Origin of the sequence: Nocardiopsis prasina DSM 43845 (genome assembly GCF_000341265.1) — a bacterium.
Taxonomy (GTDB): domain Bacteria; phylum Actinomycetota; class Actinomycetes; order Streptosporangiales; family Streptosporangiaceae; genus Nocardiopsis; species Nocardiopsis prasina.
Map to the genome: position 1 here is coordinate 79501 of NZ_ANAE01000127.1, position 13399 is coordinate 92899.

The window sequence follows — 13399 nt, forward strand, 5'->3', positions numbered from 1 at the left end:
AGGCCATGCTGACCACGGTGTAGGTTCGTTCGATCATGCCGGGGCCCCGGCGTTCTTCTCCATGCGGGTGAGCGAGTGGGCCTCGCGCAGACGGCCGTCCGACGCGAACCTCCCGAAGAAGTGCGCGGCGATCGAGAACGCCTTCCGCTTCATCGTCACGTGCGTGGTGTACCGGGCGGTGAGCAGGTCGCCGTCGCTGGTGGCCTCGTGCACCTCCAGCAGGGAGCTGGGCCGGTTCCTACGGATGGGTCGCAGGTGCGCGATGAGCCTGCTCCGGTCCATGCGCAGACCGTCGTTGGTCTGCTCCATGTCCGGGGTGTGGAAGCGGTCGACGATCGTGGCGAGGTCCTCCTCGGTGTCGGTGACCGCGCGCTCGAAGCCGCCGCAGAATTCCACGATGAACCTCGCAGGGTCCTCGCCCTTGAAGGGGTCCGCTGTTGCCTCCCTGATTCCACAATTCTGACACGATGTAAAATATGCCACGTGCTCAAGTTTGACAAGGTGTAAGAGATGCCGTCAGTTCCAGCCCCGAACCGCCGGGCCGACGCCCAGCGCAGCCGAGCCGCGATCCTCGAGGCCGCGATCCGCTTGCTTCCCGACGCGAGGATGGACGCCGTCGCGGCCGAGGCCGGGGTCACGCGCCAGACCGTCTACGCGCACTTCCCCTCGCGGTCCCAGCTCCGCTCGGCGGTGCTCGACCGGATCACCCAGGAGGCCCTGGCCGCGATGGACGCCGCCGACCTCGACTCCGGTCCCGCCGCGGACGCCCTGCTTCGCCTGGTGGACGCCGCCGCGTGCACTATCAGCAGGTACCCGCATCTGGTGCTCTGGTCCGACTCCACCTCCGATGGCGAACGGCACGCACCGGTGGCCGAGCGGATCAGAAGGGTGATCAGCAGGGGTCAGCGCGACGGCGAGTTCGACGACACCCTCTCGACCGACTGGCTGGTCTCGGTCGTCATCGCCGTCGGGCACGCCGAAGCCGGCCTGAGCGAAGAGGAGACCCACCGGTCGAGGCGCACCACGCTCCTCCGTGTCGTCGGCCACCAACGGGATGTCTGACCAGCGGCCCAGCCCGATTCGCCCCGATTCGGCCCGCCCACTGGCACAAAGGGCTCCCGAACGCGACTACCGTGCTCATGGGCCGTGTCAGTGCGCGGCCCTCCTTCTGACCATTTCTCCCACCCGCGGGACCAACGCGGGCAGCCAGATGGGAACCGTGTGAACAGCACCCATGACCGATCGCCCCGGGACCTGCGCCTCATCGTGACCGGAGGGGGGACGGGCGGCCACACCTACCCCGCACTGACCGCGGTCAACGCCCTGCGGGCCCGCCTGGAGTCGACCGGCCACTCCCTCGAGGTGCTGTGGGTGGGCGCGGGGGACAGCCTCGAGCAGCGCGTGGCCACGAGCAACGGCATCGCCTTCGAGTCGGTGGCGACCGGCAAGATCCGCCGGTCCAAGAACCCGATCAAGATGGTTTCCCCGGCCAACGTCAAGGACATGACCAACGTCCCCCGAGGCGTGGCGCAGGCCCGGTCGCTGGTCTCCGACTTCGCCCCCGACGTGGTGCTGGCCACCGGCGGCTACGTCGCCGTCCCCGTCGGCCTGGCCGCCCGCATGTGTCGCCGCCCCCTCGTGGTGCACGAGCAGACCGTCCGACTCGGACTGGCCAACAAGGTCCTCGCCCGGGCCGGAGCCCAGATCGCCGTGTCCGCGCAGTCCTCGGTCGCCCTCCTGCCCGAGGGTTCCCAGGACACCGCCGTGGTGACGGGCAACCCGGTGCGCCCCGAGGTCCTCACCGGCCAGCCGCACCTTGCCGCCAAGGGCCTGGGCTTCGAGGGCCACGACCCGGAGCTGCCCACCGTCTACGTGACCGGCGGCGCCCAGGGTTCGGCCCAGATCAACACGAACGTCCGCGACATCCTGCCGTGGCTGCTCGGCAGGGCCAACGTCGTCCACCAGTGCGGTGCGAACAACGTCGAGGAACTGCGCGAGAGCGCCCGCAGCCTGGACCCCGAGCTGGCTCGGCGCTACCACCTGACCGCCTTCGTCGGTCCGGAACTCCCCGACGTGCTGGCCCTCGCGGACGTGGTGGTCTCCCGCAGCGGCGCCGGAACCATCGCCGAACTCACCGCCCTGGGCAAGGCCGCGGTCTTCATCCCGCTGGCCTCCTCCGCCGGGAACGAGCAGGCGCACAACGCCCGCCACCTCCAGGAGTCCGGGGCGGCCGTCGCCCTCCTCGGCGAGGTCAACCCCGCGAACCTCCAGGCGGCGGTGGAGCCTTTGCTCGCCGACCCGGCCACCCGTAACGCCATCGCTTCCCAGGCCCGCTCCAAGGGCATGCCCGACGCCGCCGAACGCCTCGTGGACGTCCTAATCGCCGCCGCCAACTGATCCCGGAGCCACCTCCACGGAGGTGGTCCCATTCGTGTCACGGAATCACTTATGACCAGGGAAATCACCAGTGTCCAACTTTCGAGAAGTTGGAAAAACAACCCCTTGCCGCTGGTAAGTTCCCTGGTCAAAAAGTCTGCTCCCCGCGCACGCGGGGATGGACCCCGAACGTGCCTGCGCAGAACCGCGAGGTCAGCCTGCTCCCCGCGCACGCGGGGATGGACCCGCGTGCCTCCGGCGGGCCTCAGGAATCGAGGACTGCTCCCCGCGCACGCGGGGATGGACCCGACGGTGCCGTTCAGCAGGGCGTAGGTGCCAGCTGCTCCCCGCGCACGCGGGGATGGACCCACGGGCCTCCGTCACCAGGGCGGACCATCCCCCTGCTCCCCGCGCACGCGGGGATGGACCCCCGGTCAGGTCCAGGGTGCGGCCCGGGTCCGGCTGCTCCCCGCGCACGCGGGGATGGACCCGCCCGCGAGTGGGAGAACAACTACGGCACCGGCTGCTCCCCGCGCACGCGGGGATGGACCCGCCTCGGTCCTGGGCGGAGACACCGAGGAGTGCTGCTCCCCGCGCACGCGGGGATGGACCCCGGGCCGGGATCCCGGACTCCACCAGGGCGTTCTGTTCCCCGCGCACGCGGGGATGGACCCCAGCGCCTGCACTGGGCCACCAAGGCCCGCAAGCTGCTCCCCGCGCACGCGGGGATGGACCCTGGAGCCTCCGTCACCAGGGCGGACCATCCCCCTGCTCCCCGCGCACGCGGGGATGGACCCACGGGCCTCCGTCACCAGGGCGGACCATCCCCCTGCTCCCCGCGCACGCGGGGATGGACCCTGGAGAAGCAGGTCGCGGACCTTGCGGCTCTGCTGCTCCCGGCGCACGCGGGGATGGACCCTCCGGCGTCGTGCTGGGCCTGTCGACCGTGGGCTGCTCCCCGCGCACGCGGGGATGGACCCAGCTCGGGCACTCCGGCCGTGGCCTCCAGGAGCTGCTCCCCGCGCACGCGGGGATGGACCCCGGGTCGCGAACTGGTGGGCGCACGTCAACGTCTGCTCCCCGCGCACGCGGGATGGACCCCGCAACGACGGTGCCGTCGGCGGTGGTGATGGCTGCTCCCCGCGCATGCTGGGATGAACTGCCTGCTTGACTGGTGGGGTCTAAGAAGCTGGGGGATGCCGTGGTCGGTCGGGGTTGGTGCGCGGTGGGGCTCGCGGTTCTGCTCGCGGGATGCGGGGCGCAGGCAGGGGAGTCGGAGGCCCTGCCGGAGGGCGGGTTCGACTATCAGTTGGGTGAGGCCTACCCACCGCCCGAAGGGGCCACCATCGTGGTGCGCGACTCCACGGCCGAACCGGAGCCGGGCATCTACTCGGTCTGTTACGTCAACGGCTTCCAGACCCAGCCCGGGGAATTGGACTCATGGCTGGACGCGGGGCTGGTGTTGCTGGACGGGGGCGGAGAACCGGTCGCCGATCCGGGTTGGCCGGACGAGATGCTCCTGGACACCTCCACGGACGACAAGCGGGAGCGGATCGCGGGAATCCTCGCCGAGACCGTTGACGGGTGCGCGGAGGCGGGGTTCGACGCTGTGGAGTTCGACAACCTGGACTCCTACCTGCGCTCCCGGGGTGCCTTGAGCGTTGACGACAACCTGGCTCTGGCCGGGGACCTCGTCGCGTCGGCACACGAGCGCGGGCTCGCGGCCGCCCAGAAGAACGCGGCGGAGGAGGCCGAACGCGGCAGGGACGAGGCCGGGTTCGACTTCGCCGTCACCGAGTCCTGCGCCGCCTGGTCGGAGTGCTCCGTCTACACGGACGCTTACGGAGACGACGTGCTCGACATCGAGTACCCCGAGGATCTGGAGGAGGCCGGGACCACCTTCGAGCAGGTGTGCTCGGACCCGGACCTTCCGTCCCGGACCGTGCTGCGGGACCTCGGCCTGGTCGGGCCCGACCAGGCCGACCACGTCTACGCGCGCTGCTGAGCCTCGGACTCGCCGAAGTCGGCGGCTGCCCTGAGGGACTCGGCGGAGAAGGCCACGTGACCCACGGCCACGTGGTCGGGCAGGTTCGCGCGCACTCGGGCGGCTGCCTCCAGGGTGAAGCCGCCGCAGAGTTCGATCAGCCGCACTCCTTCGGCGGCCAGGGCCGTGGCGATCGCCGGTGCCGCGTCCTGGTCCGTCACCGGAACGAGGATGGTGCGTTGCCCGGCACGATCGATCTCGGTGCGGTCCCTGACCGGGTCGGTGTCGGGGTGCTCGTACAGGTAGGCCCAGATCATGCTCATACCGTCACCCTAGGAACTCAAGCCTGGTTGAGGTCAACGGGCAGGTTCGCTGCTCCCGAGGGTCCTGGGTGCCATACTTCGCTCGGGGCCGTCCCCTGGCCCGGCAGACAAGGAGTGTTGGATGGGTTTCCCGAGCACGCTGGACCACCTCGTGTACGCCGTGCCCGATCTGGGTGAGGCGGTCACCGACTTCGCCCGGCGCACCGGGGTGACGCCCGCGCGCGGCGGAGCGCACCCGGTGGGGTCGGCCAACGCCCTGGTGGCGCTGACCGTGGACGGTCGGCCCGCCCCCCACTACCTGGAGATCGTCGGCCCCGATCCCGAGAGGGAGGACCCGGGGCCGGTGCGTGTCTTCGGGTTGGCCGACCTGGAGCGTCCCCACCTGGCGACCTTCGCCGTGCGGGTCGGTGAGGACCTGGAGACCGCCGTCGAGCGGGCCCGCGCGGTGGGCCACGACCCCGGTGACGTGGACCCGTGGTCCAGGACCACCCCCGACGGGACGGTGCTCCGCTGGCTGCTGGCCAAGAGGGAACCCGACTCCTACCCGGCGCCGGTGCCGTTCCTGATCGACTGGGAGGGAACCCCGCAGCCCGGACTGGGGGACCTGCCCGCGCTCGAGCTCCTCGCCCTGCGCGCGGAGCACCCCGACCCCGCGTCGCTGGCTCCGGCACTGGGCGCGCTGGGTGTGGACCTGGACCTCCGCGAGGGGCCTCGGGTCTTGTTGGAGGCCGACCTGCGCGGTCCGCGAGGCGAGTTCGTCCTGCGCTGAACGATCCAGGCCAGCCGCGCCGGGCGTTCCCCAACGCGGACTCCCGGATTCCCCCATCTCTTCCCAGGCGTCGTTTTCGGGCCCCGCATGTCGGGTACCGCAGCATCCACATCCCCCACACAGCAGTATCCGAAGAACAGGGGAGCACATGCCGCAGGGTCAACACACGCCCGCCGACCGTGAGGGCGCACTGTGACCGGCTGGAAGGCGCCCCTCGCGATCGCCGGGCTCCGATGGGCGTGGACCAGGGCCCGCCGTGCGCGAACTCCCGAGCCTCCTCCTCGTGACGGACTCGAACTTCTCGCCTGGGGCGCGGCTGGGGCCGCTCTCGGAATCGGCGCCTCCGCGCTGTCCGAACACCGCCGGTCGGGGCTGATGAACGGCAAGGTCGTGCTGGTCACCGGCGGCTCCCGGGGGCTCGGCCTCCAGTTGGCCCGCGAGTTCGGTGCCAGCGGCGCCTCCGTGGTGATCTGCGCGCGCGGGCAGGAGGGGCTGGATCGCGCCGTCTCCGAACTCGCCGGTAGGGGCGTGCGCGCCCACGGCGTGGTCTGCGACGTCACCGACCCGGACGCGATCGAGGGCCTGCTCGACGAGGCGGAACGGCACTTCGGGCGCCTGGACGCCGTGGTCAACTCGGCCGGGATCATGCGGGTCGGTCCCCAGGAGACCCATACGGACGACCACTTCCGGCAGGCCATGGACGTCATGTTCTGGGGTCCGTTCCACCTGTCCCGCGCGGCCGTCGACCGCCTGCGCCGCACTCGGGGCACCATCGTCAACATCACCTCGATCGGCGCCTACCTGTCCGTCCCGCACCTGCTGCCCTACTCGACCGCCAAGCACGCCTGGGCGGCGCTGTCGGAGGGCATGGCGGCCGAGACCGCCGGCACCGGCGTGCGCGTCACCACCGTGGTTCCGGGGCTGATGCGCACCGGGTCGCACCGGGGCGTGGTCTTCAGCGGTGATCCGGAACGCGAGTACGCGTGGTTCGCGCTGGCCGCCGGACTGCCCCTGTTGAGTGTCAGCGCCGAACACGCCGCCCGGCGCATCGTGCACGCCACGGCCCGGCGCCAGGGGTTCCTCGTGATCTCCCCGATCACCCGGGTCGGTCTGGCGGTGCGCGGGATCGCACCCGGGCTCACCCAGGAGGCGATGCGCGTGGTGGGCCGACTGCTGCCCGACGCCCCGGAGCACGTGGAGGAGCGCCCCGGTTCGGAGGCGGGCCAGAGCAGGCTCGGACGGGTGGTCGGCGCCGTCACCGTGCTCAACGAACGGGCGGGCCACCGCATGAACCAGCGTTCCCGAGCGGACGAACAGCGCGACGAACGGAACCGAGACTCCCAACGGTCCAACGAAGAGGAGGACACCCCATGAGCGCGAACCCCGAGGGCGCGGGCGGTGGCCCGACGCAACGTCAACCCGACCCCATGCCGCCGGACCCCTTCCCGCCGGCGCCGATGCCTCCCGAGCCGGTTCCGCCGGAGCCGAGCCCGACCCCGATCCCCGAGCCGGAGCCGGTTCCCGAACCGCCAGGGCCCGAGCCGCAGCCCGAACCCGCCTGAGCGGGCCGGGTCCCGAGACAGTGTGCGTGTCCAGCCATCGCGGGCCCGTGGGGCGCACCGACGAGGTGTGCCCCACGGTTGGTCACCGGGAGTCACCGCCCTTGACGTCTGAGCGACCGGAGCCTAGCTTCTTCTGGTAATACTCCTTCCGGATATGGGCCGCGTGAACCCCCTCGCGCGGCCGGTCCGCACCCCGCTGGAGGTCCTCGCATGGCGCGTCACCGCACCACCCCCGTCCTCGGAGCCCCCCGCAGACACCCCTTCAGGACCCTGGGAATCGCCACTTTGGGAGCGCTCCTAGTCGGTGCCGCCCTCTTCCCCGGTGTTTCCACGGACGACGTCACCCCCGTCTCCGACCAGACCGCGCTCAACGCCGTCGAGGAGCACGGGCAGCTCCAGGTGTGCGGCCTCAAGCTCTGCGACGAGAGCGGTCAGCCGATCCAGCTCACCGGCATGAGCTCCCACGGGCTCCAGTGGTACGACCAGTGTCTGACCGACGCCTCGCTCGACGCCCTGGCCCAGGACTGGCGCGCCGACGTGCTGCGTGTGTCCATGTACATCCAGGAGGGCGGTTACGAGACCGACCCGCGCGGCTTCACCGACCGGGTGCACGAGCTGATCGAGGAGGGCACCGAGCGCGGCCTCTACGTGATCGTCGACTGGCACATGCTCACGCCCGGCGACCCGAACCACAACACCGACAGCGCGAAGGAGTTCTTCGCCGAGATCGCCGCCGAGCACGCCGACAAGGACAACCTCCTCTACGAGATCGCCAACGAGCCCAACGGGGTCTCCTGGAACTCGGTGAAGGGCTACTCCGAGGAGGTCATCCCGGTGATCCGGGCGCAGGACCCCGAGGCGGTCGTGCTGGTCGGCACCAGGGCCTGGTCCTCGCTGGGCGTCTCGGAGGGCTCCGACCACTCCGAGATCGTCGACAACCCGGTGGACGCCGACAACATCATGTACGTCTACCACTTCTACGCCGCCTCGCACAGCGGTGGGCACTTCGACGTCTTCCGTGAGGCGGCCCAGGAGCTGCCCCTGTTCGTCACAGAGTTCGGTACCCAGGAGCACACCGGCGACGGCCCCAACGACTTCGCCTCCGCCCAGGCCTACCTCGACTTCATGGCCCAGGAACAGATCAGCTGGGTGAACTGGAACTTCTCGGACGACTTCCGCTCCGGCGCGGTCTTCGAGACCGGTACCTGCGACGCCGGAGGGCCGTTCACCGGCACCGACTCGCTGAAGCCCGCAGGGGAGTGGATCCGCGACCAGATCCGCACCAGCGGTCTGTCCGCCTGACCCCGGCCGGGTCCCGGAGGCGTCTCCTCCGGGACCCGGGCCCACGCCTCAGCTCGGCGGAACGGTGGAGATGGTGAGCTGGTCCTCACCGTCCACGTCGACCACCACCTGGTCGCCGGGAAGCACCTGGCGGTCCAGCACCATGCGGGAGAGCCGGTTGCCCACGTTGCGCTGGATGGTCCTGGCCAGGGGACGGGCGCCGAACTCGGGCTGGTAGCCGCGCCGGGACAGCCAGTCGATCGCCTCGTCGGTGAAGCGCACCCGGATGTCCTGCGCGAGCAGGCGCTCCTCGGTACTCTCCAGCATCAGCGTGGTGATCTGCCTGATCTCGTCCTCACCCAGCTGCTGGAAGACGATGATCTCGTCCACACGGTTCAGGAACTCCGGACGGAACTCCTCCCTCAGGCGTCTCATCACACGGCGCTCGGTGTCGGGGTCCATCTGCCCGTCCGCGGTGAAGCCCATCGGACCGCTCCCGGTGATCGCCTCCGAACCCAGGTTGCTCGTCATGATGACCACCGTGTTGCGAAAGTCCACGGTCCGGCCCTGGCCGTCGGTGAGCCGACCGTCGTCCAGGAGCTGCAACAGCAGGTTGAACACGTCCGGGTGAGCCTTCTCGATCTCGTCGAGCAGCAGCACCGAGTACGGGTGTCGGCGGACCGCCTCGGTCAGCTGCCCCGCCTCCTCGTAGCCCACGAACCCGGGCGGCGCACCCGTGAGCCTGCTGGTGGTGTGCCGTTCCTGGAACTCGCTCATGTCGATCCGGACCATGGCGTCCTCCGCCCCGAACAGCGCCTCCGCCAGGGCCCGGGCCAGCTCGGTCTTGCCCACTCCGGTCGGCCCCAGGAACAGGAAGCTGCCCACGGGCCGGTCGGGGTCGCCCAATCCGGCGCGGTTGCGACGGATCGCCTCCGAGACGGCGGTGACCGCCTCGTCCTGGCCGATCACGCGGTCGTGCAGCACCTCCTCCAGGTTGACCAGCCGTTCCCGTTCCTCCTGGGTCAGCTGAGCCACCGGGATACCCGTGCTGCGCGAGACCACCTCCGCGATGTCGTCGGGGCTCACCTCCGGAACCGCCGAACCGGTTCCGCGCGCCTGGTGCACGTTGCCCTTGGCCGCGTTGATCTCGTCGCGCAGCGCGGAGGCCCGCTCGTAGTTCTCCTCCTGGACCGCCCGGTCCTTGCGTTCCTCCAGGTCCTTGAGCTTGCGTTCCAGCTCGCGCAGGGCCGAGCTGGAGGTCTTCAGGCGCAACCGGACCCGGGCTCCGGCCTGGTCGACGAGGTCGATGGCCTTGTCGGGCAGGAACCGGTCGGTGACGTAGCGGTCGCTCAGTTCCGCCGCGGCGACCAGGCTGTCGTCGCTGAACCGCACCTGGTGGTGCGCCTCGTAGCGGTCCCGCAGCCCCCGCAGGATCTCGACGGTGTCCTGCACGGACGGCTCGGGCACCTGGATCGGTTGGAACCGGCGCTCCAGGGCGGCGTCCTTCTCGATGTTCTTGCGGTACTCGTCGACGGTGGTCGCACCGATGATGTGCAGTTCGCCGCGGGCCAGAGCCGGCTTGAGCATGTTCCCGGCGCTGGTTGAGCCCTCGGACGCGCCCGCCCCGACCAGGGTGTGGATCTCGTCGATGAAGATCAGCAGCTCGTCCGACCGTGCGCGGATCTCGTCCACGATGGCGTTGAGCCGTTCCTCGAAGTCGCCCCGGTACCGGGTGCCCGCGACGATGCCCGAGAGGTCGAGCTGGACCAGGCGTCGGCCGCGCAGGGTCTCGGGGACGTCGTCGTCGAAGATGCGCTGGGCGATGCCCTCCACGATGGCGGTCTTGCCCACGCCGGGATCGCCGGTGAGCACCGGGTTGTTCTTGCGCCGTCGCGCCAGCACCTCGATGCACTGTTCGACCTCGTCGTCCCGGCCGATCACCGGGTCCAGGCGCCCCTCCCGGGCGAGCGCGGTCATGTCGGTGCCGAACTCGTCCAGTTGGGGGGTGTCGGAGGGGGCGGACTCGCCCTGCTCGCTCGCGGGCACCGCCCCGGCGGCCTTCTGGAGCGCCTGCGGGGTGACCCCGGAGTCCCGCAGGAGCTGTCCGACCGGAGCGTCGGGGGTGACCGCCAGCGCGAACAGCAGGTGCTCGGGTGTGATGCTGGCGCTACCGGTGGCCCGGGCGATCTGGAGGGAGTCGAGGAAGGCGCGCTTGGCGGCGGGCGTGAGCCGGGGCGAGCCGCCGCGCGCCGCGCGGGGTGTCTGGGCGACGGCCTGGTCCACCACGTCCTCCAGCGGGGCCAGGTCGGTGTCGGTCCGCCCCAGCAGCTCGCGGATCGGCGGGTAGCGCAGGAGCGACCACAGCAGGTGGACGGAGTCGACGTCGGCCCCACCGCTCTCCAGGGTGCGCCGGACGGCGGCGTCGGCCACCCTCTGCGCCTCGGGGTCCATCAGCTTGGAGAGGTCGACGCGGCGGACGGGGCCCCGGGACCCGCTGAGGAACCGCGCCAGGAACTCGTCGAAGGAGCCCGGGTCGTCACCCGGGCCGTCGGGAAGGTCGGTGCTCATGTCGTGTCGTCCCCCGTGGTGTTGACGGACGGGCGAAATTGCCCGTAGGAGTCGCTCAATCACCCTAAGTGAAACCACCTGAATCGGGCGGTACCACCCGCCCGGAGGGTGGGGGCGTCGGGGATTCGGCTGATCCCTGGCCATGGCCGATGGGCGGGTGCTAGCCTCGACCTGGTTTCCTACTTTTCCGGTTGGCTTTATTCGTAAAGGAGCGTTCGTTGAGCACCGACACCACCCGCGTCCGGTCCTGGTCCTTCGAGACCCAGCAGATCCACGCCGGGGCCGAGCCCGACCCCGCGACCAACGCGCGGGCGACCCCGATCTACCAGACCACCTCGTACGTGTTCCGGGACAGCCAGCACGGCGCCGACCTGTTCAGCCTGGCCGAGCCGGGCAACATCTACACCCGCATCGGCAACCCCACCCAGGACGTCCTCGAACAGCGCGTCGCCGCCCTGGAGGGCGGTGTGGGCGCGGTCGCCTTCGCCTCCGGCTCGGCCGCCGTCACCTCGGCCCTGCTCAACCTGGTCGGCGCCGGTGACCACCTGGTGTCCAGCTCGCTCCTCTACGGAGGCACCTACAACCTCCTCCACCACACGCTGCCCAAGCTCGGCGTCCAGGTGTCCTTCGTGGAGGACCAGGACGACCCCGAGTCGTGGCGGGCCGCGACCCGGCCCGAGACCAAGCTCTACTTCGCCGAGACCCTGGCCAACCCCGGCGGCAACGTCCTGGACGTGCGGGCGGTGGCCGACGCCGCCCACGGGGTCGGCGTCCCGCTGGTCGTGGACAACACCGTGCCCACCCCCTACCTGCTGCGTCCCATCGACTTCGGCGCCGACGTGGTCGTGCACTCCGCCACCAAGTACCTCGGCGGCCACGGCACCACCGTCGCCGGAGTGGTCGTGGACGCGGGCAGCTTCGACTTCGGCGCGCACGGCGACCGCTTCCCCGGATTCGTGGAGCCCGACCCCAGCTACCACGGGCTCAGGTACTGGGACGCGCTCGGCCCGGGCGCCTACGCGGCCAAACTCCGGGTGCAGCTGCTGCGCGACACCGGCGCAGCCATCGCCCCGTTCAACTCCTTCCTCGTCCTCCAGGGGATCGAGACCCTCTCACTGCGGATCGACCGCCACGTCAGCAACACGCGGGCGTTGGCCGAGTGGCTGGAGGGGCGCGACGAGGTCGAACGCGTCCACTACGCGGGTCTGGCCTCCAGCCCCTTCCACGCCCTGGCCCGGAAGTACCTGCCCAGGGGCGCCGGGGCGGTCGTGTCCTTCGAGCTGCGCGGGGGAGTGGACGCCGGGCGGGCCTTCGTCGACGGCACCGAGCTGTTCAGCCAGCTCGTCAACATCGGTGACGTGCGCAGCCTCATCGTGCACCCGGCCAGCACCACCCACAGCCAGCTGGCCCCCGAGGAACAGGCCGCCGCCGGAGTCACCCCCGGGCTGGTCCGGCTCGCGGTGGGCCTGGAGCACGTCGACGACCTGCGCGCCGACCTCGAACTCGGCTTCCGCGCCGCCAAGGCGCACCAGTGACCGGACGCCCGCGACCTGTGGGTCCGGCCCGTCCGCGTCAGGACGGTCCGGGCCCCGCTCCCTCCCTCCCCGTCCCGCCGGGGACCCGACCGGCCCGGGGCGGCTGGCGCGAGGGCGACCCCGTCGGGCGGCGCCGCTGGATCGGCCTGGAGCACCCCCTGGAACTGGAGTCGGGAGAGCGTCTGCCCGGGGTGCGCCTGGCCTACCAGACCTGGGGGCGACTCAACTCCCGGGGCACCAACGCGGTGCTCGTGCTGCACGCCCTCACCGGGGACTCCCACGTGACCGGGCCACCCGGCCCGGGCCAGCCCAGCTCCGGATGGTGGGAGGGGGTCGTCGGCCCAGGCAGGGCACTGGACACCGACCGCTACCTGGTGGTGGCCCCCAACGTCCTGGGCGGCTGCCAGGGCAGCACCGGTCCGTCCTCGGACGCCCCCGACGGCCGCCCATGGGGGAGCAGGTTCCCCAGGATCACCCTGCGCGACTCCGTCCGTGCCGAGGAGGCGCTCGCGGACGCGCTGGGCGTGGACGCGTGGGCGGCGGTGATCGGCGGTTCCATGGGCGGGATGCGCGCCCTGGAGTGGGCCCTCACGCACCCCGCGCGGGTCCGCCGGGCTCTGCTCCTGGCCTGCCCAGCGGCTACCACCGCCTGGCAGATCGCCTGGGCCGCCCCGCAGCTGCACGCCGTACGCGCGGACCCGGACTGGTTCGGCGGCGACTACCACTCCACCGGCCGGGCCCCGGTGGACGGCCTCGGCGTGGCGCGACGGATCGCCCACGTCACCTATCGCGGTGCGGGTGAGTTCGACGCGCGCTTCGGCCGCGCCGCGCAGCGTGGGGAGGACCCGGGCGCCGAGGGGCGGTACGCGGTGGAGTCCTACCTCGACCACCAGGCGTGGAAGCTGGCTCGGCGCTTCGATCCGGCCAGCTACGTGCTGCTCACCGAGGCGATGAACGGGCACGACGTCGGACGCGGCCGCGGAGGAGCGGCGGGCGCGCCG

Annotated in this window: 11 protein-coding genes and 1 CRISPR repeat array; of the genes, 8 read left to right on the top strand and 3 right to left on the bottom strand. The window is 71.3% G+C overall.

Features of this window, described 5'->3' with window-relative positions; all coding sequences use genetic code 11:
- Positions 1 to 33 precede the first annotated feature (33 nt).
- On the bottom strand, positions 34 to 396 hold the full coding sequence (locus D452_RS28255; protein ID WP_017544670.1) for a nuclear transport factor 2 family protein: 363 nt from the start codon (positions 394 to 396) through the stop codon (positions 34 to 36).
- A gap of 114 nt (positions 397 to 510) precedes the next feature.
- Here D452_RS28255 and D452_RS0113440 point away from each other — a divergent pair, with 114 nt between their 5' ends.
- From D452_RS0113440 to D452_RS0113450, 3 genes are all read left to right on the top strand, one after another.
- On the top strand, positions 511 to 1062 hold the full coding sequence (locus D452_RS0113440; RefSeq protein ID WP_017544671.1) for a TetR/AcrR family transcriptional regulator: 552 nt from the start codon (positions 511 to 513) through the stop codon (positions 1060 to 1062).
- Positions 1063 to 1221: 159 nt separating this feature from the next.
- On the top strand, positions 1222 to 2397 hold the full coding sequence (locus D452_RS0113445) for a UDP-N-acetylglucosamine--N-acetylmuramyl-(pentapeptide) pyrophosphoryl-undecaprenol N-acetylglucosamine transferase (protein ID WP_017544672.1): 1176 nt from the start codon (positions 1222 to 1224) through the stop codon (positions 2395 to 2397).
- Positions 2398 to 2533: 136 nt separating this feature from the next.
- Positions 2534 to 3538: a CRISPR direct-repeat array (repeat unit 29 nt; unit sequence CTGCTCCCCGCGCACGCGGGGATGGACCC).
- A gap of 12 nt (positions 3539 to 3550) precedes the next feature.
- Positions 3551 to 4381, top strand: coding sequence for an endo alpha-1,4 polygalactosaminidase (locus tag D452_RS0113450; protein ID WP_239646382.1), 831 nt, complete (start codon positions 3551 to 3553; stop codon positions 4379 to 4381).
- Here D452_RS0113450 and D452_RS0113455 read toward each other — a convergent pair.
- The gene (locus D452_RS0113455; RefSeq protein ID WP_017544674.1) at positions 4366 to 4683 is read right to left on the bottom strand and encodes a DUF6506 family protein; all 318 of its coding nucleotides are present in this window, start codon (positions 4681 to 4683) and stop codon (positions 4366 to 4368) included. The genes D452_RS0113450 and D452_RS0113455 overlap by 16 nt on opposite strands.
- Positions 4684 to 4804: 121 nt before the next feature.
- Here D452_RS0113455 and D452_RS0113460 point away from each other — a divergent pair, with 121 nt between their 5' ends.
- From D452_RS0113460 to D452_RS0113470, 3 genes are all read left to right on the top strand, one after another.
- The gene (locus tag D452_RS0113460; protein ID WP_017544675.1) at positions 4805 to 5452 is read left to right on the top strand and encodes a VOC family protein; all 648 of its coding nucleotides are present in this window, start codon (positions 4805 to 4807) and stop codon (positions 5450 to 5452) included.
- 192 nt (positions 5453 to 5644) lie between these two features.
- Positions 5645 to 6826, top strand: coding sequence for an SDR family NAD(P)-dependent oxidoreductase (locus D452_RS0113465; protein WP_026129278.1), 1182 nt, complete (start codon positions 5645 to 5647; stop codon positions 6824 to 6826).
- Positions 6827 to 7224: 398 nt separating this feature from the next.
- The gene (locus D452_RS0113470) at positions 7225 to 8316 is read left to right on the top strand and encodes a glycoside hydrolase family 5 protein (protein ID WP_017544677.1); all 1092 of its coding nucleotides are present in this window, start codon (positions 7225 to 7227) and stop codon (positions 8314 to 8316) included.
- Between the two features lie 48 nt (positions 8317 to 8364).
- Here D452_RS0113470 and D452_RS0113475 read toward each other — a convergent pair whose 3' ends face one another.
- Positions 8365 to 10863: an ATP-dependent Clp protease ATP-binding subunit gene (locus tag D452_RS0113475; protein ID WP_017544678.1), complete on the bottom strand. Its 2499-nt coding sequence runs from the start codon at positions 10861 to 10863 to the stop codon at positions 8365 to 8367.
- A 218-nt stretch (positions 10864 to 11081) separates the two neighbouring features.
- Between D452_RS0113475 and D452_RS0113480 the strand changes: the two genes are divergently transcribed.
- Both D452_RS0113480 and metX read left to right on the top strand, forming a co-directional pair.
- The gene (locus D452_RS0113480; RefSeq protein ID WP_017544679.1) at positions 11082 to 12398 is read left to right on the top strand and encodes a bifunctional o-acetylhomoserine/o-acetylserine sulfhydrylase; all 1317 of its coding nucleotides are present in this window, start codon (positions 11082 to 11084) and stop codon (positions 12396 to 12398) included.
- Positions 12395 to 13399, top strand: a 1005-nt coding sequence (gene metX, locus D452_RS0113485) for a homoserine O-acetyltransferase MetX (RefSeq protein WP_239646383.1), incomplete at its 3' end; no start/stop codon positions are given. The genes D452_RS0113480 and metX, both read left to right, overlap by 4 nt.